General features: G+C 64.3%; 21 protein-coding genes. 7 read left to right on the top strand and 14 right to left on the bottom strand.

Annotated features, from left to right (window positions below):
• The first annotated feature begins 8 nt into the window (after positions 1-8).
• Positions 9-1,634, top strand: a complete 1,626-nt coding sequence (locus tag N551_RS0132080) for a hypothetical protein (protein WP_027570405.1) — start codon at positions 9-11, stop codon at positions 1,632-1,634.
• 156 nt (positions 1,635-1,790) lie between these two features.
• On the opposite strand, the gene N551_RS36450 is transcribed toward N551_RS0132080, so the two are convergent.
• The 3 genes from N551_RS36450 to N551_RS0132095 form a co-directional block, all read right to left on the bottom strand.
• Positions 1,791-2,063: a hypothetical protein gene (locus N551_RS36450; RefSeq protein WP_035963475.1), complete on the bottom strand. Its 273-nt coding sequence runs from the start codon at positions 2,061-2,063 to the stop codon at positions 1,791-1,793.
• Positions 2,064-2,322: 259 nt separating this feature from the next.
• Positions 2,323-2,550: a hypothetical protein gene (locus tag N551_RS0132090; RefSeq protein ID WP_007614124.1), complete on the bottom strand. Its 228-nt coding sequence runs from the start codon at positions 2,548-2,550 to the stop codon at positions 2,323-2,325.
• Positions 2,551-2,587: 37 nt separating this feature from the next.
• On the bottom strand, positions 2,588-2,833 hold the full coding sequence (locus N551_RS0132095; RefSeq protein WP_027570406.1) for a hypothetical protein: 246 nt from the start codon (positions 2,831-2,833) through the stop codon (positions 2,588-2,590).
• Between the two features lie 143 nt (positions 2,834-2,976).
• Here N551_RS0132095 and N551_RS0132100 point away from each other — a divergent pair, with 143 nt between their 5' ends.
• A complete protein-coding gene (locus tag N551_RS0132100) occupies positions 2,977-3,402 on the top strand; it encodes a DUF5413 family protein (protein WP_027519939.1) in 426 nt (141 codons plus the stop codon).
• A 61-nt stretch (positions 3,403-3,463) separates the two neighbouring features.
• The gene (locus N551_RS0132105) at positions 3,464-4,021 is read left to right on the top strand and encodes a DUF4112 domain-containing protein (RefSeq protein ID WP_027570407.1); all 558 of its coding nucleotides are present in this window, start codon (positions 3,464-3,466) and stop codon (positions 4,019-4,021) included.
• A 78-nt stretch (positions 4,022-4,099) separates the two neighbouring features.
• Here N551_RS0132105 and N551_RS0132110 read toward each other — a convergent pair whose 3' ends face one another.
• From N551_RS0132110 to msrA, 4 genes are all read right to left on the bottom strand, one after another.
• On the bottom strand, positions 4,100-4,393 hold the full coding sequence (locus N551_RS0132110; RefSeq protein WP_007596188.1) for a hypothetical protein: 294 nt from the start codon (positions 4,391-4,393) through the stop codon (positions 4,100-4,102).
• 211 nt (positions 4,394-4,604) lie between these two features.
• The gene (locus N551_RS37580; RefSeq protein WP_081747975.1) at positions 4,605-4,769 is read right to left on the bottom strand and encodes a DUF3309 family protein; all 165 of its coding nucleotides are present in this window, start codon (positions 4,767-4,769) and stop codon (positions 4,605-4,607) included.
• A gap of 108 nt (positions 4,770-4,877) precedes the next feature.
• Entirely contained in the window at positions 4,878-5,297 is a 420-nt protein-coding gene (gene msrB / locus N551_RS0132120; RefSeq protein WP_027570408.1) for a peptide-methionine (R)-S-oxide reductase MsrB, read from the bottom strand.
• Positions 5,298-5,341: 44 nt separating this feature from the next.
• The gene (gene msrA / locus N551_RS0132125; RefSeq protein WP_027570409.1) at positions 5,342-6,046 is read right to left on the bottom strand and encodes a peptide-methionine (S)-S-oxide reductase MsrA; all 705 of its coding nucleotides are present in this window, start codon (positions 6,044-6,046) and stop codon (positions 5,342-5,344) included.
• Positions 6,047-6,290: 244 nt separating this feature from the next.
• On the opposite strand from msrA, the gene N551_RS0132130 reads away from it, so the two are divergent.
• Entirely contained in the window at positions 6,291-7,988 is a 1,698-nt protein-coding gene (locus N551_RS0132130; protein ID WP_027570410.1) for a caspase family protein, read from the top strand.
• A gap of 183 nt (positions 7,989-8,171) precedes the next feature.
• Here the strand turns inward: N551_RS0132130 and N551_RS0132135 are convergent, their stop codons facing one another.
• The 6 genes from N551_RS0132135 to napE form a co-directional block, all read right to left on the bottom strand.
• The gene (locus N551_RS0132135) at positions 8,172-9,287 is read right to left on the bottom strand and encodes an ATP-dependent RecD-like DNA helicase (RefSeq protein WP_027570411.1); all 1,116 of its coding nucleotides are present in this window, start codon (positions 9,285-9,287) and stop codon (positions 8,172-8,174) included.
• Between the two features lie 88 nt (positions 9,288-9,375).
• On the bottom strand, positions 9,376-10,029 hold the full coding sequence (locus tag N551_RS0132140; protein WP_027570412.1) for a NapC/NirT family cytochrome c: 654 nt from the start codon (positions 10,027-10,029) through the stop codon (positions 9,376-9,378).
• Positions 10,026-10,496, bottom strand: a complete 471-nt coding sequence (locus tag N551_RS0132145) for a nitrate reductase cytochrome c-type subunit (protein WP_027570413.1) — start codon at positions 10,494-10,496, stop codon at positions 10,026-10,028. The genes N551_RS0132140 and N551_RS0132145 overlap by 4 nt, the downstream gene beginning before the upstream one ends.
• Positions 10,493-13,006, bottom strand: a complete 2,514-nt coding sequence (napA, locus tag N551_RS0132150; protein WP_027570414.1) for a nitrate reductase catalytic subunit NapA — start codon at positions 13,004-13,006, stop codon at positions 10,493-10,495. Before napA ends, N551_RS0132145 begins: the two co-directional genes overlap by 4 nt.
• 16 nt (positions 13,007-13,022) lie before the next feature.
• Positions 13,023-13,337, bottom strand: a complete 315-nt coding sequence (locus N551_RS0132155; protein WP_027570415.1) for a chaperone NapD — start codon at positions 13,335-13,337, stop codon at positions 13,023-13,025.
• Between the two features lie 27 nt (positions 13,338-13,364).
• Entirely contained in the window at positions 13,365-13,550 is a 186-nt protein-coding gene (gene napE / locus N551_RS0132160; protein WP_007596178.1) for a periplasmic nitrate reductase, NapE protein, read from the bottom strand.
• A gap of 207 nt (positions 13,551-13,757) precedes the next feature.
• Here napE and N551_RS0132165 point away from each other — a divergent pair, with 207 nt between their 5' ends.
• From N551_RS0132165 to N551_RS0132175, 3 genes are all read left to right on the top strand, one after another.
• On the top strand, positions 13,758-14,885 hold the full coding sequence (locus N551_RS0132165; protein WP_027570416.1) for a helix-turn-helix domain-containing protein: 1,128 nt from the start codon (positions 13,758-13,760) through the stop codon (positions 14,883-14,885).
• An 87-nt stretch (positions 14,886-14,972) separates the two neighbouring features.
• Entirely contained in the window at positions 14,973-16,214 is a 1,242-nt protein-coding gene (locus N551_RS0132170) for an acyltransferase family protein (protein WP_027570417.1), read from the top strand.
• 81 nt (positions 16,215-16,295) lie between these two features.
• Positions 16,296-17,501, top strand: a complete 1,206-nt coding sequence (locus tag N551_RS0132175) for an LLM class flavin-dependent oxidoreductase (RefSeq protein WP_027570418.1) — start codon at positions 16,296-16,298, stop codon at positions 17,499-17,501.
• Positions 17,502-17,662: 161 nt separating this feature from the next.
• Here N551_RS0132175 and N551_RS0132180 read toward each other — a convergent pair whose 3' ends face one another.
• Positions 17,663-18,109 carry a hypothetical protein gene (locus tag N551_RS0132180; protein ID WP_027570419.1) on the bottom strand — a complete coding sequence of 149 codons (447 nt, stop codon included), beginning with the start codon at positions 18,107-18,109 and terminating at the stop codon, positions 17,663-17,665.
• Positions 18,110-18,437: the final 328 nt, after the last annotated feature.

Below are 18,437 nucleotides of genomic sequence, written 5' to 3' on the forward strand. Positions count from 1 at the left end.
GAGTAGAAATGGCTGATTACTATCCGCTGATCGCCCGCGCTATTGCCGCCCTGGACCCCAACGCTCCCGGCGAGAGCCGTCGCGCGCTCTACGAGCGGGCGCGCACGGCGCTGATCGCGCAGCTCCGCAGCGTGCAGCCGCCGCTCTCCGAATCCGAGATCACCCGCGAGCGGCTCTCGCTGGAAGAGGCCGTCCGTAAGGTCGAATCAGAGGCCGCCCAGCGTGCCCGCGAGGCCTCGCGCCCCGGTGGCGGCGCGCGCAGCAGCGGCAGCGGCGATGCCTTCCGCCGCGCCAGCACCCGCGCCACCGAGGGCAACGCGCCCGCGCCCCAAACTTCTGCCCCGCCACGCGCCCCTCCGGCTCCGCCGCCGCCGCGCGCCGACCGGCCCTCCTTCAACGTCGATGACCAGGGCGACGCCCCACGTGCGCCGCGGGCTCCGCGTTTCGACGCGCCGCGGCCGCAGGGTCCGTCGGCACCGCCGTCGATGCCGGAGCCGCCGCCGGCCGGACGTGATCGCGCCGGTGGGCGCCGCCCGCCGGACATGGGACCCCCGCCGCCGCTGCCGCCGGCACCGGGCGTGCGCGGCTTCCGCGACATCACGGCCGACGCCAACGATCTCGGCGGCGCCGCCGCGCAGGCCAACCGCGCCGCGCGCCGCACCTACGCCAACGTGCCTTCGCCCTCGCCGGAATTCGACCGGCTCGAGCCGAGCCTGGAAAATCGCGCTGCCGGGACGGACGCGCCCTACTCCTACGACGAATCGATCGAGGAGGCCGAGCGCTACGCGCCGCAGTCGCAGCCGCCGTCGCAACGTCCGCACATCCCCGTTCTCGACCGTGAACCCAAGAAGAAGCGCGCCCGCACCGGCTCCGTGTTTCCGTTCAAGAGCGCGATCGCCGTCGGCATCGTGCTGATCCTGGTCGGTGCCGGCATCCTCTGGGGCAAGCAGCTGGTTCAGACCGCGACCAACCTGTTGAAGTCTTCGCCGACGCAGGTGGTGGAGGCGCCCAGGGATTCGTCGCAGCCGCAGAGCAGGCCCAAGATTCCGGATCGCGTCGGCCAGCCCTCGGCCAGCGATCAGCCGGTCGCGCCAGTGGCGCAGAAGGTCGTGCTCTATGACGAGGATCCGTCCGATCCGAAGGGCAAGCAATATGTCGGCTCGGTGGTGTGGCGGCTCGAGCCGATCAAGGCGTCGGGCAACCAGAAGGCCGATGTCGCCGTGCGCGCCGACATCGAGATCCCCGACCGCAAGTTCAAGATGACGATGTCGTTCCGCCGCAACACCGACTCCTCGCTGCCGGCGAGCCACACCGCGGAGTTGACCTTCGTCCTGCCGGCGGACTTTTCGGGCGGCGGCGTCGCCAACGTGCCGGGCATCCTGATGAAGTCGAACGAGCAGGCACGCGGCACGCCGCTCGCAGGCCTCGCGGTCAAGGTCACCGACGGCTTCTTCCTGGTCGGCCTCTCCAACGTCGACGCCGACCGCAGCCGCAACGTCCAGCTCCTCAAGGAGCGCTCCTGGTTCGACGTGCCCCTGGTCTACGCCAACCAGCGCCGCGCCATCATCGCCATCGAGAAGGGCGCTCCCGGCGAGCGCGCCTTCAACGACGCCTTCGCGCAGTGGGGCGACTAGATCTCTGCTCCGTGAGACCTCGGCCCGCATGGTTCGAGACGCCCGCCTTGGCGGGCTCCTCACCATGAAGGTTTGATATCTCGCCGCGAAACGAGCCCTCATCCTGAGGGCCCGCCCTTGGGCGGGCGTCTCGAAGGATGGCCGGCTACGCTGTCTCTACTGCGCCGTCGCTTCCCGCTTGCGCGATGTCGCGGCGGCGTGCTCGCGGTCCATCACGGCACGACAGCCCGGGCTGACCTGAGCTTTCTTCTGCACCATGCAGGCCCTGATCCTGGGGATGTCGGGGATCTCACTGGAGCACAGCCGCATGGCATCGCCGGAGCACATCTGCTGCGCTTCGGACGAGAAGGAAAGGCCGGCCGATGTCTGGAATGCGATGGCTGCGGTTGTGACGGCGAAGAGAGTTGCGATGGTCTGGTAGCGTGTCATGCGGAATGCGTCCCCGAGTTCCGTGGGTTGAGCCACTTGGTTTTGGGGCGCCGCACGCGGCTTGACCTGCCGCATGTCACAGCCTTCACGCCGGGACCTCAATCCCGCATGTGGTCGCTCGATCTCTCGTGATGTTCGAATCGAAAAGTGCTGCGCCGCCCGAATCAAGTATGCGCCATTGTCACGCGGCCGCAATGGCAGGCGAAAAGGAATTCGCAATTGTTGCGCGCACGTCACGCACAATGCGACTCGCGTGCGATCAGATCAACCGATCGGAGGATACGCTCGCTTGTTCCGCATCGCTTGCGCCAAGCGCCGCGTGCTCCTCGACAGCCGTAACGCCCTTTGCCGTGAGCTCGAACAGATCGCCGTCCTTCATCACGTAACCGTCGGCGATCAGCTCGCCTATCTTGCCGTGCCGGTCGTCGGCAAAGGCGATGGATTGGCTGATGTCCCTCAGGATCGAGAGCTGTTCGTCGCGCAACATGGCTTCACTCTCCGTTCGCCGGGGATGGTTCCGGTCCTCACATGCCGTGGCTCTGAAACACCTTGCTGCAAGACCGCGACAACTTGGCCCTGTTGGCTTGCAAGCAGCCTTGCACCGCCATGTCGTTGCCGAGGTCCTTGCGGCAGAAGCGCGAGGCGTCCCGCGAACAGGCCTTCTGCTCTTGCGGCGAACCCATATGGCCTTGTGCGAGAGCGGGCTCGTTTGACAGGCCGCTCACGGCCATCAGCGCGATCGTCGCCAGGAAGAACAGTTTACGGGACATTGGCGGCTCCAAATCTGACAGGTGAGTTTCAGGTCCTGTCTGAACTCGTCGCTATCCCGCTTGTTCCCAGCGCAGAGCCCGTCCCCCCGCTATTCAAGGTTCCCGCAGCGCTGCTATAACGGGGCGAAGGATGAGGGTGCCTGATGAAACGCTATCTCGTGTTTGCGCTGGTCGGCCCGTTCGTGGGCGGGTTCCTGCTGCTGCTGACGACGACCTATCAGTCCGGCTATTGGACCCAGACCAGTCTCGCTGAGGTCGGCAAGCTGTTCGCGGTGTTCTTCAAATCCCTGCAATACAGTTATCTGTTCGGCTTCCTGCCCTCGCTGATGATCGGTGCAGTCGACGATATCCTGGTCCACATCCGCCGGATCGGCCCGGTGCTGCGGATGCTGCTGGTCGGCGTGTTCGCCTTCATCCTGGCCTCGCTGACCTACAGCTCGCGCGGTCCGGACTCGGGCGCAGTGCAGTTCATCCTGTACGGCCTCGTCGGGTTCGTGCCGGCGGTGATTTCATCCTGGCTCGTGCATAGATATGTCGCGGAGCCGCAGCCGGCGGCAGCACAGACTTGAGGGCGCGACCTTCGATCACGCCGCAGCAACCTCCGCCGCGCTGGCGCGTTCCCTACAGGCCATGACCATGTCCGATGACGATATTCTTGCTCCGCGTCGCTCCCGTTCGGGAAGCCGCCCGGGTGCGGCCTCTTCGGGCACCGAGGGGCGTGGGCCGATCATCGATCAGGATGGTCACGAGATCCGGCCCGAAACGCTCGAGCAGGGCTTTCGCGAGTTTCGCTTCGAGTTTGGGAAGGACAGTCCCTTCGCCGGCAACCCGTTCGGCAATCTGACGCGCGAGCAGCGGATCGCGCGGATCGAGGCGATCGCAAAGCTGCTCGACGTCGCCTTCGTGCTGCCCGGAACCAATATCCGCTATGGCATCGACGGCTTGATCGGACTGATCCCCGTTGTCGGCGACATCATCACCACCGCGATCTCGCTCTGGCTGGTGCGAGAGGCGAGGGCGCTCGGGGCGCCCTGGTACATCACCGCGCGCATGCTCGGCAATGTCGCCCTCGACGGCGTCGTCGGCATCGTGCCGTTCGCGGGCGACGCCTTTGACGTCATGTTCCGTGCCAACATGCGCAACGTGCGCCTGCTCCGCCGCTGGCTCGACAAGCAGCCGCGCATCTGACACGCCCCAAAACGCAAAAAGCGCGACAGCCTTTCGGCCGTCGCGCTTTCAGCGCACATCGGAGCGCGTTACGAAAACTTACGCCGCGTCGGCAGCGTCGGTGCTGGCTTCCACCGGCTTGCGGTGACGGGGCAGCGGGAAGGCTTCGCTCTCATAAAGCGAGCGGATACCGTTCTGATCGAAGCGCGCTTCCTCGACCTGGAGATAGGCGCCGTTCAGCGAATCCGTCGGCAACTGCTCCATCGCGAACTGCACGGCTTCGGCCGCGGTGCCGAACCGGCGATAGGTGAAGCCTGCACGCTTCTTCTTGCGGATCGCAGCGGGGAAGAGTTCGGCGGAAGTGTTGAAGTTGAACGGACGCAGTGGACGCATGGTCAAAGACCTCGTGATCTCTCTGGGGCTTTAAGCGCGTGGGGTTGGGACGGGCAGAGGCCACGATTGAGTGGGCGCCGCACATGTCATTTTCGTCCTCTAATATAGCCCGTTTTGACAAAATTGCGACCCCCGCGATGCGAGATGATGAATCCGCGCATGGCAGCTCCGCAGGGCCGAAAATGACAACAATGTCAGTGGCTTGAATGGTTTACAGCTTGCCAAGGAGCAGCAGCACGAGCAGCACCACCAGGACAAGGCCGCCGATCCCCATGCCGGAATGACCCATTCCGTAGCCGTAGCCACCAACCCGGCCCGACAGGCCGCCGACGAGATAAATGATCACCAGGATGATCAGGATGGTCCCAAGCGTCATGGCATCCTCCCTGGCGGCCGCGGCAACGCCATGGCCGGCCGCACCACGAGGTAAGAAAAGCACATCGTGCCGCCGGGTTCCATGACGGAACCCGGCGTCGCGCAAGGTTTATTTGGGTTCGAGCTTCAGCGCCGCGGAATTGATGCAGTAACGCAAGCCCGTCGGCCCCGGGCCGTCGGGGAAGACATGGCCGAGATGGCCGCTGCACTTAGCGCACAGCACCTCAGTACGGACCATGCCGTGGCTGACGTCCCGCTCCTCGTCGATATGGCCCTCGACGGCGGGCTGGGTGAAGCTGGGCCAGCCGCAGCCGGAATCGAACTTCGCGTCGGACTCGAACAGCACATTGCCGCAGCCGGCGCAGGTATAGGTGCCGGCGCGGTGGTCGTGCTCATATTCGCCGGAGAAGGGACGCTCGGTCGCCTTCTCGCGCAGCACTGCGTATTGCATCGGCGACAACTCGCTGCGCCATTGCTCTTCGCTCTTGATGACCTTGTCGTCCGTGGTTTTTGTCTTGGTATCGGGCATGGATCTCCCGTTTTTTGATGATCTTGTTTTCAGTGATCTCGCGATCAGTTGGTGGCCTTGCTGGCGCTCACCAGTGTCGGCTTCTCGATATAGTTATCCGCGAACAGCTTTTTCAGGTTCTCGACCTTCGGAAGATCGTTGTAGGCGATGTAGGGCTGGTTCGGGTGCAGCGTCAGATAATCCTGGTGATAGGCCTCCGCCGGATAGAACGCCTCCAGCGCGCCGACCTTGGTCGCGATCGGCTTATTGAAGACCTTGGCGCCGTTGAGCTGGGTGATATAGGCCTCGGCCACGTTCTTCTGCTCGTCGGAGGTGGTGAAGATCGCCGAGCGATATTGCGTGCCGGAGTCGGGGCCCTGCCGGTTGAGCTGGGTCGGGTCGTGCGCCACCGAGAAGTAGATCTGCAGGATCTTGCCGTAGGAGATCTTCTTCGGGTCGTATTTGATCTCGACCGATTCCGCGTGGCCGGTCCGGCCGCTCGAGACGGTCTGGTAGTCGGCCGTCGCCTTGGTGCCGCCGGCATAGCCGGAGACCGCGTTGACGACGCCTGCGGTGTGCTGGAACACGCCCTGCACGCCCCAGAAGCAGCCGCCGGCGATCACGGCGGTCTGGATCCCGCTTGCGGGCGCCGCGTCAACGGCGGGAGCGGGGATCACGACCGCATCCTCTGCGGCCCGGGTCGGCGCGGCAAAGGCCAGCGTCAGGGCGGTGGTTGCGGCGAGCAGGGACAGGATGGCAGGTCGGCGCATGGCGATCCTCTTTCGGAAGGTCTGACAGTCTAGGGCGGTTGGGGCCGGGCGAACAGCCTGCCCGGCATTTTCGGACATTCGAGATACGGGCCGGCCGGGCGATTGTTACGGCCGGACGGACACGAGTCTGTGAAACGCGCCGCCTGGAGCGGCCCGGCTTGGCGAGGACAGGAACTCCGCGCTAGATGAACCGGCGCGATCGGTGATCGACCTAAAGAATGATGGCTGGAGCTGACCTGACAACATGCTGCGCGTCGTATCCCTGACCCTCGTCGCCGTGCTCGCCATCCTGGCCGGCTGGAGCTCGATCGCGGCGGCCGAACCAAAACCCGGCGACGACCTCGCCATTTGCCGCGACCGCCAGGCGGATGCGCAGGCGAGGGCGCAGGCCTGCGACAATTTGCTCAACGCCGACCGGCTCAGCGGCAAGGACAAGGCCGTCGCGCTTTCCGTGCGCGGCAATACGCTGATCAACAAGCGCGACTACGTCCATGCCATCGAGACCTTGTCCATGGCCGTCGACCTCGATCCCGACAACGTCGTCACGCTCAATTTGCGCGGCCTCGCCTATGAGCGGACGGGCCAGGACGACCATGCGATGACGGACTACAACCTCGCGCTCCAGAAGCGCCCGACCTACGGTGTCCCCTACAACAACCGCGGCATCATCCAGTTGCGCCGGGGGGCGCTGCAAAGCGCGCTCGACGATTTTAACCTGTCGATCAAATACGCGCCAAAATTCCTGCTCGGCTACACCAACCGCGCCCGCGTGCGCACGCTGATGCAGGATTTTGACGGCGCGATCGCCGATTTCGCGGAGGCCGAGAAGATCGAACCGGGCGCGCAGCAGATCACCGCCAACCGCTGCATCACCTACGGCATGATGGGCGAGTACGGCCAGGCCTTCGCCGACTGCAACGGCCTGATCGAGAAGCAGCCGAAGAACGTGTACGCGATCAACAATCGCGCCGACGTCAACATGCTGAAGGGCGATTTCGACGCCGCGTTGAAGGACTACAACATTGCGATCCAGATCAACCCGAACAATGTCCGGGCACATTCGGGTCGCGGCCAGATCTACGAGCGCAAGAAGGACCTTGCCCAAGCCCGTGCCGACTATCGTGCGGCGGCTTATTCGCTGACGAAGTTCGACGAGCTCGACGTCGCGCGTGCCCGCGCGATCGCGCAGGAGCGATTGGCGGCGCTGACCCCGCAGACGCCGGCCGGATCAACGGGGCGCCGTGTGGCGCTTGTGATCGGGAACGGCGCCTACAAGAACGTCCACGCCTTGCCCAATCCGCCACGCGACTCGAAAATGATCGCAGCCGCGCTGCGCGATGTCGGCTTCCAGACCGTGATATCCGTCAGCGACCTCACCCGCGACAAGTTCTTCGAAGCGTTGCAGACGTTTGCGGCCGAGGCAGAGAAGGCCGATTGGGCGGTGGTCTATTACGCCGGCCACGGTTTCGAGATCGGCGGCGTCAATTATCTCGTTCCCGTCGATGCCAAGCTCGCCGCCGACAAGGACGCCGAGACCCAGGCGGTTGCGCTGGAGCAGGTGATCGCGGCGGTGGGCGCTGCGCGAAAAGTGCGTCTGGTCATGCTGGACGCCTGCCGCGACAATCCGTTCGCGCCGACCATGCAGCGCACGCTGTCGCTCAAGCTGGTGGACAAGGGCTTTTCCAACATCGAGCCCGGCGCCGGCTTCATGGTGGTCTACGCCGCCAAGCACGGCGAGACCGCGATGGACGGCGACGGCGGCGCCGACAGTCCGTTCGCCACCGCGCTCGCCCGCGAAATCAAGATGCCGCGCGTCGAGATCCGAAAGCTGTTCGACATCGTCCGCGACGATGTCTGGCTTGTGACCAAGCACGTGCAGCAGCCGTTTTCCTACGGCTCGCCGCCTGGCCGCGAGGATTTTTATTTCGTCGCGGGGAAGTGAAGGCTGCTTATGGGGCGCACCTTCGTCCCCTCACATTAGGTGTCGTTCCGGCAGAGGCCGGGATCCATAGCCACAGGGCGTGGTTTGGCGAAGACTGACAGTGATCGAACCTTCCTCGGTACCAAGACCGCCGAATACGGATAGATGACGCGGTATGGGTCCCGGCCTTCGCCGGGACGACGGCTAAACCACAATGCTCAGCCGCTTCGCCGCCCGCGTGATGCCCGTGTACAGCCACCGCGCGCGGCTCTCCTGAAACGCAAAGCTCTCGTCGAACAGCACGACGTCGTCCCATTGCGAGCCCTGCGACTTGTGCACGGTCAGCACGTAGCCGTAGTCGAACTCGTCATAGGGCTTGCGCTGCTCCCAGGCGATCGACTCGACGCCGCCCTCGAAGCAATCGGCGCGCACCGAGACCTTCGTCACCTTGTGGCCGAGATCCTCGTCCGGCGACAGCCTCATGCTGAGAATGCGGGATTTCGAGCGCGAGGTGTTGCGCGACTTCACGCGCCACAGCCCGCCGTTGAACAGGCCCTTCTTGCGATTGTTGCGCAGGCAGACCAGCTTGTCGCCGGCGACGGGGAAGACGTCCTCGATGTTCTGGCGCTGACGCACCCGCATATTGTACGCGCGCCGCGTGTTGTTGCGTCCGACCAGGACCTGGTCGGCGGCCATGACGCGATCAGGATCGAGCTCCTTGCGCGACACCACCTCGCTCTCGCCGTAGCGGCCTATGTCGAGCTCGCGTCCCTCGCGGACGTCCATCGACATCCGCACGATCGGATCGTCCTGGGCCTGGCGGTGCACCTCGGTCAGCATCGCGTCCGGCTCGGTATTGGTGAAGAAGCCGCCGCCCTGGATCGGCGGCAACTGCGCGGGATCGCCCAGCACCAGCAGCGGGCAGTCGAACGACATCAGGTCGCGGCCCAATTCGGCATCGACCATCGAGCATTCGTCGATCACGATCAGCTTGGCTTTGGACGCCGGGGCGTCGTCCCACAGCTCGAAGCTCGGCTGCTCCTCGCCGGATTCGCGGGTGCGGTAGATCAGCGAATGGATGGTGGAGGCTTCGTCGCAGCCCTTGTTGCGCATGACCAGCGCCGCCTTGCCGGTGAAGGCGGCGAACTTCACCTCGCCGTCGACGCCGTCGGCGATGTGCCGCGCCAGCGTGGTCTTGCCGGTGCCGGCATAGCCGAACAGGCGGAACACCGGCGGCGTGCCGTTGCGGCCGGGCTTGGCCTTGAGCCAATCGCCAACGGCCTTGAGCGCGGCATCCTGATGCGGGGTGAATGTGGCCATGTCTGTCTTGAGGAGGGGGCGAAACGGAGCGATTCGCCAGCCCCAAAACTAACCATTCGCACCGCCGGTTCAAGCCGGGCGGGGCGCCCTATTGCCAGCCGGGAACGCCGCGCATGTCGGGCAGATGGTGAGCGATGCCCTTGTGGCAGTCGATGCAGGTCTTTTCCTTGGTGAAGAGGAAGCGCTGGTGGGCGACCGAGGCCCGCGGCGACTGCTTGGTGATGTCCATGGAATCGGCGCTGTGGCAGTTGCGGCATTCCAGCGAATCGTTGGACTTGAAGCGCGCCCATTCGTGCGCCGCCAGCTCGAGCCGGTGATCCTGGAATTTCTCGCGGGTGTCGATCGTGCCGAAGATCTTGCCCCAGACCTCCTTGGAGGCCTGCATCTTGCGGGCGATCTTGTCGGTCCAGTTGTGCGGCACGTGGCAGTCCGGACAGGTCGCGCGCACGCCGGAGCGATTGGCGAAGTGGATGGTCGACTTCAGCTCGGCATAGACGTTGTCCTTCATCTCGTGGCAGCCGGTGCAAAATTTTTCGGTGTTGGTCAATTCCAGCGCGGTGTTGAAGCCGCCCCAGAAGATCACGCCGGCCATGAAGCCCGCCAGCACCAGCACGCCGAGCCCGAACACCGAGCTCGGACGGATCAGCACCTGCCAGAGCTCGCGCGCAAAGTCCAAGCTTCGCGCGACGAAGCCGCGTTTGGCCTTCATTCCCTCGTCGGGCTCATCAGCGGTCGTCGTCATCGGCGGCCACCGGGGCTTGCGCGCGACAGCAGCGTGTCGATGTCGGTGAAGTCGTTGCTGACCGGCGGATTGGCAGTGTTCTGCGGCACGTGACATTCCGTGCAGAAGAAGCGGCGCGGCGAGATCGAAGCCAGGAACTGGCCGTCGCGATCCATGAAGTGGGTGATCGAGACCATCGGCGCCTGCGATTCCGCGATGCGCGCCCGCGCATGGCAGGACAGGCACTTGTTGCCGTTGAGATCGACCTGATAGCCGTCGATCGCATGCGGGATCACCGGCGGCTGCTCCGGATAGTTGCGCACTTCCCTTTCGGAGGTGTTGCGGTTCGGCAGCATCGGCGGCGCCGGACCTTCGTCGTTGAGCGGCGTCGGGCCGCGCAGGCCTGACGTCACCGTCTGCGCGGTCAGCGAGCTCGCGCCAGCCGCGATCACGACCGCGAGCAGCGCTACTCCAAATCGTTTCATCATGACACGTTCACCCGCTCGATGCGCACGGCGCACTTCTTGTAATCGGTTTGCAGCGAGATCGGATCGGTGGCGTCCAGCGTCACCTTGTTGATCAGCTTGGATTCGTCGAACCACGGCACGAATACGAGGCCACGCGGCGGCCGGTCGCGGCCGCGGGTCTCGACGCGGACACGGATGAAGCCGCGGCGGGAGACCACCTTCACCTCGTCGCCGCGGCGGATCTTCGCCTCCTGCGCGTCGTCGGGATGCATGAAGCACACGGCCTCGGGGAAGGCCTTGTAGAGCTCGGGCACCCGGCGCGTCATGGTGCCGGAATGCCAGTGCTCCAGCACGCGGCCGGTGGAGAGCCAGTAGGGATATTCGTTGTCGGGCGATTCCGCCGGCGGCTCGTAAGGCAGGGCGAAGATGCGCGCCTTGCCGTCGGGATAGCCGTAGAACTGCACGTCGGTGCCCTGCTTGACGTAGGGGTCGCTGCCTTCGCGGAAACGCCATTTCGTTTCCTGGCCGTTGACGACGGGCCAGCGCAGGCCGCGCTCGCGGTGATAGGCGTCGAACGGCGCGAGGTCGTGGCCGTGGCCGCGGCCGAACGCGGCGTATTCCTCGAACAGGCCCTTCTGCACGTAGAAGCCGAACGCCTTGGACTCCTCGTTGGCGTAGCCTTCCTCGATCTCCGACGTCGGGAATTTATCGACCTGGCCGTTCTTGTAGAGCACGTCGAACAGCGTCTTGCCGCGAACGTCCGGCTTCTTGGCGATCAGCTCCTCCGGCCAGACCTCTTCGATCTTGAAGCGCTTGGAGAACTCCATGAGCTGCCAGAGGTCGGACTTGGACTCGCCGGGTGCAGGGACGAGCTGGTGCCAGAACTGCGTGCGCCGCTCGGCGTTGCCGTAGGCGCCTTCCTTCTCCACCCACATCGCGGTCGGCAGGATCAAATCGGCGGCGAGCGCCGTCACCGACGGATAGGCGTCCGAGACTACGATGAAATTGTCGGGGTTACGGAAGCCCGGATATGTCTCCTCGTTGGCGTTGGGGCCGGCCTGGAGGTTGTTGTTGACCTGCACCCAATAGGCGTTGATCAGGCCGTCCTTCAGCATCCGGCTTTGCAGCACGGCGTGCGCGCCGGGCTTGTCGGGAATGGTGCCCTCGGGCAGCAGCCAGATGTGCTCGGCCTTGGTGCGGTGCTCCTTGTTGGTGACGACCATGTCGGCCGGCAGGCGGTGCGAGAAGGTGCCGACCTCGCGCGCGGTGCCGCAGGCCGAGGGCTGGCCGGTCAGCGAGAACGGGCTGTTGCCGGGCGAGGAAATCTTTCCGGTCAACAGATGGATGTTGTAGACGAGATTGTTGCACCAGACGCCGCGAGTGTGCTGGTTGAAGCCCATGGTCCAGAACGAGACCACCTTGGTCTTGGGGTCGGCATAGAGCTCGGCCAGCGCCTCCAGCCGGTTGAGCGGCACGCCCGACATCTCGGCCGCCTTCTCCAGCGTGTACTCCGAGACGAACTTGACGTACTCGTCATAACTCATCTCGGTGGAATCATTGGCCTTCGCCGCGCCCGTCGCCTTCTTCTGCAGCGGATGCTCGGGCCGCAAGCCATAACCAATGTCGGTCTGGCCGCGCCTGAAGATGGTATGCGCGGCAACGAAGTCCTTGTTGACCCGGCCCGTCTTGATGATGTGGTTGGCGATGGCGTTGAGGATGTAGAGGTCGGTCTGCGGCTTGAACACCATGCCGATGTCGGCGAGGTCGAACGAGCGGTGCTCGAAGGTCGAGAGCACGGCGACGCGGACATGCGGCGCGGAGAGCCGGCGGTCGGCAAGGCGCGTCCACAGGATCGGATGCATCTCCGCCATGTTGGAGCCCCACAGCACGAAGGCATCGGTGGCCTCGATGTCGTCATAGCAGCCGGCCGGCTCGTCGATGCCGAAGGTGCGCATCATGCCGGCCACGGCGGAGGCCATGCAGTGGCGCGCATTGGGATCGATATTGTTGGTGCGGAAGCCGGCCTTGAACAGCTTCACGGCCGCATAGCCCTCCCAGACCGTCCACTGGCCGGAGCCGAACATGGCGACGCCGTTCGGCCCGCGCTTCTTGATCGCCTCCTTCCACTTCACCTCCATGATGTCGAAGGCTTCGGTCCAGGAGATGGGCGTGAATTCGCCGTTCTTGTCGTATTTGCCGGCCGTCTTGCGCAGCATCGGCTGGGTCAGGCGGTCGTGGCCGTACATGATCTTGGAGAGGAAGTAGCCCTTGACGCAGTTGAGGCCGCGATTGACCTCGGCCTTGATGTCGCCGTGGGTGGCGACGACGCGATTGTTCTTGGTCGCGACCATCACGGAGCAGCCGGTACCGCAAAAGCGGCAGGCGGCCTTGTCCCATTTCAGTTCGGCGACGTCGCGCTCGGCGACGAGATTCGCGGCGAGCGCTGGTGCCGGCATGCCCGCAGCGGCGGCCGCGATGGCGGCGGCCTCGAGCTTCAGCATCTGGCGGCGGTCGAGCTTTGGTGATGTCATAATGGCTCTTCCTGACTCAGGCGGTTTCGATGGCGTGAAAGACCAGCGCCGCGGAATAGACGTCGGGCAGCGACTGGATGGTGTTGAGCAGGGTGCCGAGGCTGCCGGAATCAGGCGCCTCGGTCACGACGATGAGCTTGCCGCGCGGGTCGCGGCCGTGGATCTCGCAGCCGGCAAGGGCGGTGATCGCGGCTTCCAGCTGGTCCAGACGCTCGGGGCGCGCCTGCACGATGATGCTGGCGATTTCGCAACCGGGCGGCGAGATGACGCGCTCGGCGCTGAGCACCCGGCCGGTGATCAGTGCGCGGCGGTTGAGTTTGGATTCGGCCATGATGCCTGTCTTTTGCTTTTCGGGGGATCAATGCGGGGAGGGCGGTGGGCCGGGAGGGCCGGCGAACATCTGGTAGATCCAGACGCCGAGCCCGTAGGAGCCGACCGTTCCGACCGCGAGGACGGGCATCACGATCGCGGTCAGGAACAGGAAAGCGAAAATCTCCATGCGCTTACGGCGCACGCGCGAAGTCGCGTCGTCAGGGGCCGACATATTCGGTCTCGTCTGAAATGTGGGGATTGGGACGGCATCCGGGCCGTTGCCTTGCCGCACTTTAGATGTAGCAGGGCCACTGACGCCTTGATCTGGATCAATCCGTCCAGTTGCGATGCTGGCTCCCGCCAGACCCACAAGCACAAGTTTGGGTTGTACCCGTGCGACGGCGATGCGACAATTTGGCATCGAACGGGGATACGAGCTGTGAACGCGACGGGGCTGACGGCGATAGATCTCGGGCTTCGCGGCGCGGCGAGCGGCGTGTTCCTGTTGATCGTTCTCGTGGCCTTGCTGCGTCGTGCAACCGGCCAACAGGCTTTGCTGGGCATCGCGATGTGCGCAGGCGGCATGTTCTATGCGATCGCGACGGCGCCCAACCTTCCCAAAACGGCTTGGTGGTGGGTATTGCCGATCTTGTCCGCGCAGCCTGCGGTCTTCTGGCTGTGGGCGCGCGCGGCGTTCGACGACGATTTCGTGCTGAGGCGTTGGCACGGCGCCCTGTGGCTGAGCATCGTGGCTTTCGGGTTTGCGATCACGCTGGGCTGGGCGAACTGGCCCGCTTTGGCCGGCGCAGGCGGGCGAGTCCTGGCTTTGGCCACCTTGGTGCTGGCCCTCGCCGCCGCGATTCAGACGGTCAAGACCTGGCGAGCCGATCTGGTCGCGCGGCGACGCCGACTGCGGCTGGCGATGCTTGCGATCAATGTCGTGCTCATCGCGACCGTCGCCGTCGCCGGCTTCGCCGCAATTCCCGTCGCGGTTCCCGGTGCGCACGGCAGTCTCCCGACCGCGCTCGGGCTGTTCGTGGTGGCCATGCTTGCCGGCATCGGCCTGTTCAGCGCGCCGGCGATGGCCGTCGATGAAGCCACGGCCGCCATCGCATCCGGCGAGGCGGGGAGGCAAGCCCCGGCCGCCGACCGCGCCGCCGCGGGGCGGGTCGTCGTCGACCCGATCCTGCTGCGGCGCCTCGACCATCTGATGACGGTGGAGCGAACCTATCGCCAGGAAGGTCTTGCGATCGGAGCGCTTGCGGCGCGGCTCGATGTTCCCGAGCATCGGCTGCGCCAGGCGATCAACGAAGGGCTGGGCCATCGCAACTTCAATGCGTTCCTCAACCGCTACCGTATCGAGGACGCCAGGCTGGCGCTGTCCGACGTGACGCAGCGGGATGTCCCGGTGCTGACCATCGCCATGGATGCGGGCTTCCAGTCGATCGGACCTTTCAATCGCGCGTTCAAGGCCGAAACCGGCATGACCCCGACCGAATTCCGGCGCGAGGCGCTGAGCCGGCCCGAGAGCGCTGAACTCAGCCAGCCACGCCGCGAAATCGGCTAGCCGATTTTTGGATCAGGCGAGAACGCCCTGCGCCGATTGGTTAGACGGTCCAAGCATAAACTCCCATCCAGCGGAATGAGCCTGTCCATGTCCCACTCGACCGCCGCCGCCGCCCCTGTGTCGGAGAGGCTCCATGCTCTCGACGCAGTCAGGGGCGGCGCGCTGCTGCTCGGCATCGTCCTGCACGCGACATTGTCGTTTGTGCCGGCCTCGCCCCGGTTCTGGATCATTCAGGATACCCATCCAAGCGTTACTCTGGGTCTGCTGTCCTTTACCATCCACGTCTTCCGGATGACGACCTTCTTCCTGATGGCCGGCTTCTTTGCCCGCATGAGCTTTCACCGCCGGGGGAGCTGGGGCTTCGTCAGGGACAGGCTGCAGCGGATCGGCCTGCCGTTGGTGATCGGCTGGCCGCTCGTGTTCATGCCGATAGCTCTGATCGTGATCTGGGCATCTCACTTTCCAAATGGCGGTCCGATCCACCCCACGTCCGGCTGGCTGCCGGCATTGCCTAAGTTCCCCCTGACCCACCTCTGGTTTCTGTATGTGCTGCTGGAGCTCTATGTCGCGACGCTGCTGCTGCGCGGTGCAATGGTCTGGCTTGATGTATCAGGGACGCTGCGCATGGTGTTTGACCGTGTCTTCGCGCGGATCATGCGAAATCCGCTGGCTCCCCTGGTTCTGGCAATCCCGATCGGCATTGCCTTCTGCCTCGACCCGCGATGGATCAACGTGATGGGCGTGAGGACGCCGGATCAATCGCTCGTCACCAACGCGCAGGCCTGGATCGGCTTCGGCACCGCATTCGGCATCGGCTGGCTCCTGCATCGGCAGGTCGATCTGCTGCGGCTCATCGAGCGATGCTGGCTGACGCATGTCCTGCTCGCGGTCTTCCTGATCCTGGTCAGCTTCGCGGTGTCAGGCGTGATGCTGTCGTTGCCTGTCGCGCCGAAACTGCCGGTCAGCTTCGCCACGCTCAGGCTGATCTCCGCCATCCTCTATGCACCGGCGATTTGGGTTTCCACATTCGCGGTCCTCGGCCTCGCCCTCCGCTTCATGTCAGGCTTCAGTCGGACGTGGCGCTACCTCGCCGATGCATCCTACTGGCTCTATCTGATCCACCTGCCGATCGTGATGGCGCTGCAGGTCGCGCTGTCGCAGCTCGACTGGCCCGGGCTGACCAAGTTCGCGATCATTCTCCTTGTCGCGCTTCCTCCGATGCTTGCGAGCTATCATCTGCTGGTGCGCTTCACCTTTATCGGTGTGGTCCTGAATGGCCGCCGCGCCGAAAAGCGCCTTCTCCCGCAAGGCGGAATTGCGACTGCGTAGACAGCGCCGCCCCACCCATTAAGATGCCCGCAACAAAAATATGAGCGGCAAGAATACTCAAGAAAACTTGGGAGAGGCGTCATGAAGTTCGGCATCTTCTATGAGCTGCAACTGCCACGTCCGTGGGTCGCCGGCGACGAGCTCAGCCTCTACCAGAACGCGCTCTCGCAGATGGAACTGGCCGACCAGCTCGGCTACGACCACGCCTGGGTCGTCGAGCATCACTTCCTCGAAGAATACTCGCACTCGCCCTCGCCGGAATCGTTTCTCGCAGCCGCAAGCCAGCGCACCAGGAACATCCGGCTCGGCCACGGCATCCTCCAGCTCACCACCAACCATCCGGCGCGAGTCGCCGAGCGCGTCGCGGTGCTCGACCTGCTCTCCAACGGCCGCTGCGAATTCGGCATGGGCGAGAGCGCATCCATCACCGAGCTCACGCCGTTCGGCCGCGACATGGAGACCAAGAAAGAGGTGTTCGAGGAAGCCGTCGCCGCGATCTTCCCGATGTTCAAGGACGCGGGCAGCGAGCATCACGGCAAATATTTCGACATCCCCTTGCGCAACGTCGTGCCGAAACCGGTACAGAAGCCGCATCCGCCATTGTGGATGGCCTGCTCGCAATTACAGACCATCGAGCGCGCCGGCCGCCATGGGTTTGGCGCGCTCGGCTTCCAGTTCGTCAGCGCGGATGCCGCGCACGCCTGGGTGCACGCCTATTACAACGCCATGACCAAGCGTCTCGCCAAGCTCGCCGACTACGAGATCAACCCGAACATGGCGCTGGTGTCGTTCTTCATGTGCGCGAAGACGGATGAGGAGGCCCGCGCCCGCGCCGACGGCGCCACCTTCTTCCAGTTCGCGTTGCGCTTCTACGGCGCCTCGCAGAACCGCCAGCGTCCGGCGCCCTACACCGTCAACATGTGGGACGAGTACAACAAGTGGAAGCGCGACAATCCGGAGGCGCAGGAGGCCGCGCTGCGCGGCGGCCTGATCGGCTCGCCCGAGACGATCCGTAGGAAGCTGAAGCGCTTCCAGGGCTCGCACATCGACCAGGTCATCCTGCTGAACCAGGCGGGTAAGAACAGCCACGAGCACATCTGCGAATCGCTGGAGCTGTTCGGCCGCGAGGTGATGCCGGAATTCCAGAATGATCCGGCGCAGGCGGCCTGGAAGCAGGGCGTCATGAGCGGCGAGATCAAGCTGGAGGAAATCGACACCGAGGCCTTCACCGACCGCTACGGCAAGCTCGCGGTCAGCGTGGGGCCGGCGAAGGGGGCGGCGGGGTAGGCAGCGTGTTGCGGCACCGCGGTAGGGACGACCACGAAGTCGAGTGCGCCCCCGCACCATCAACCTGCCGGCGCACGAGTTCGGCGGCGATTTTCTCAAGACGCTGTCCGCATCCTTCTACAGCCATGGTGTCTTAAACATAAAGCCGTGTTGGTGTTCGCCTAGTCGTCGATCACCATCTCAACCAGCTTCGCTATTTTGTCCCGCGTCAGATCACCCGAGTTTGAAATGTAAGGCTCGACATCCGGGGCATAGACAAAAGGAGCGCCCTTCCTGGTTCCGCTGCCGACGATGCGGGTCACAACGATGTTGCCAAGTGCAGTTGAGATGCTCGTCGCAGCACCGTTGCCCACGGTAAAAGTAACCCCGACGGGACGGTGATCATTCCGCTCGATCTGCGGAGAAAAGGAGAACAGGTCTTCGCCGAGATGATGCTTCAGCTCCTCCAGGAAAGGTATTACCTCGCGCTCCATCGCCTGCTTGCAGTACTCGATGTCGGCGGTTCGCTTGTCCTTGTTCTCCGCGGCGATAGTCGTCTGCCTCTCCTTTTCGACGACGGCTGCGGATAATTTCTGTCGGAACTTCTCGGCGAGCTGCTCGGCGTCCATTTTCGTTCCAATCAAACCTGGCCCCAATGATGTTGGAGCTCATAAGACATTGTTAAGGCTTATCGTCAGCCTTTTGTTTCAATGGATTCATCAGAGCGAATGGCGATGCTTCTTTCGCTGCGGGTTGGCAACGTGTGCCACCAGACACTCCCGCGTATTCTGTGAGCGGAAAGCGAAGCTTTGAGACGGCTTGCGTGGTGGCGGTTGACACGGCCGCTGGGGGCTCCGTCCAAAGCCTCGAAACCGCCATCGAGTCATTTCGAGCTCGATTGATTGCTCCGGGGGAACAAAGAACCGCTTGCGGCGTTGTAGAAATTGGTCGGCGCTT

The organism is Bradyrhizobium sp. URHA0013 (genome assembly GCF_000518345.1).
Taxonomy (GTDB): Bacteria; Pseudomonadota; Alphaproteobacteria; order Rhizobiales; family Xanthobacteraceae; genus Bradyrhizobium.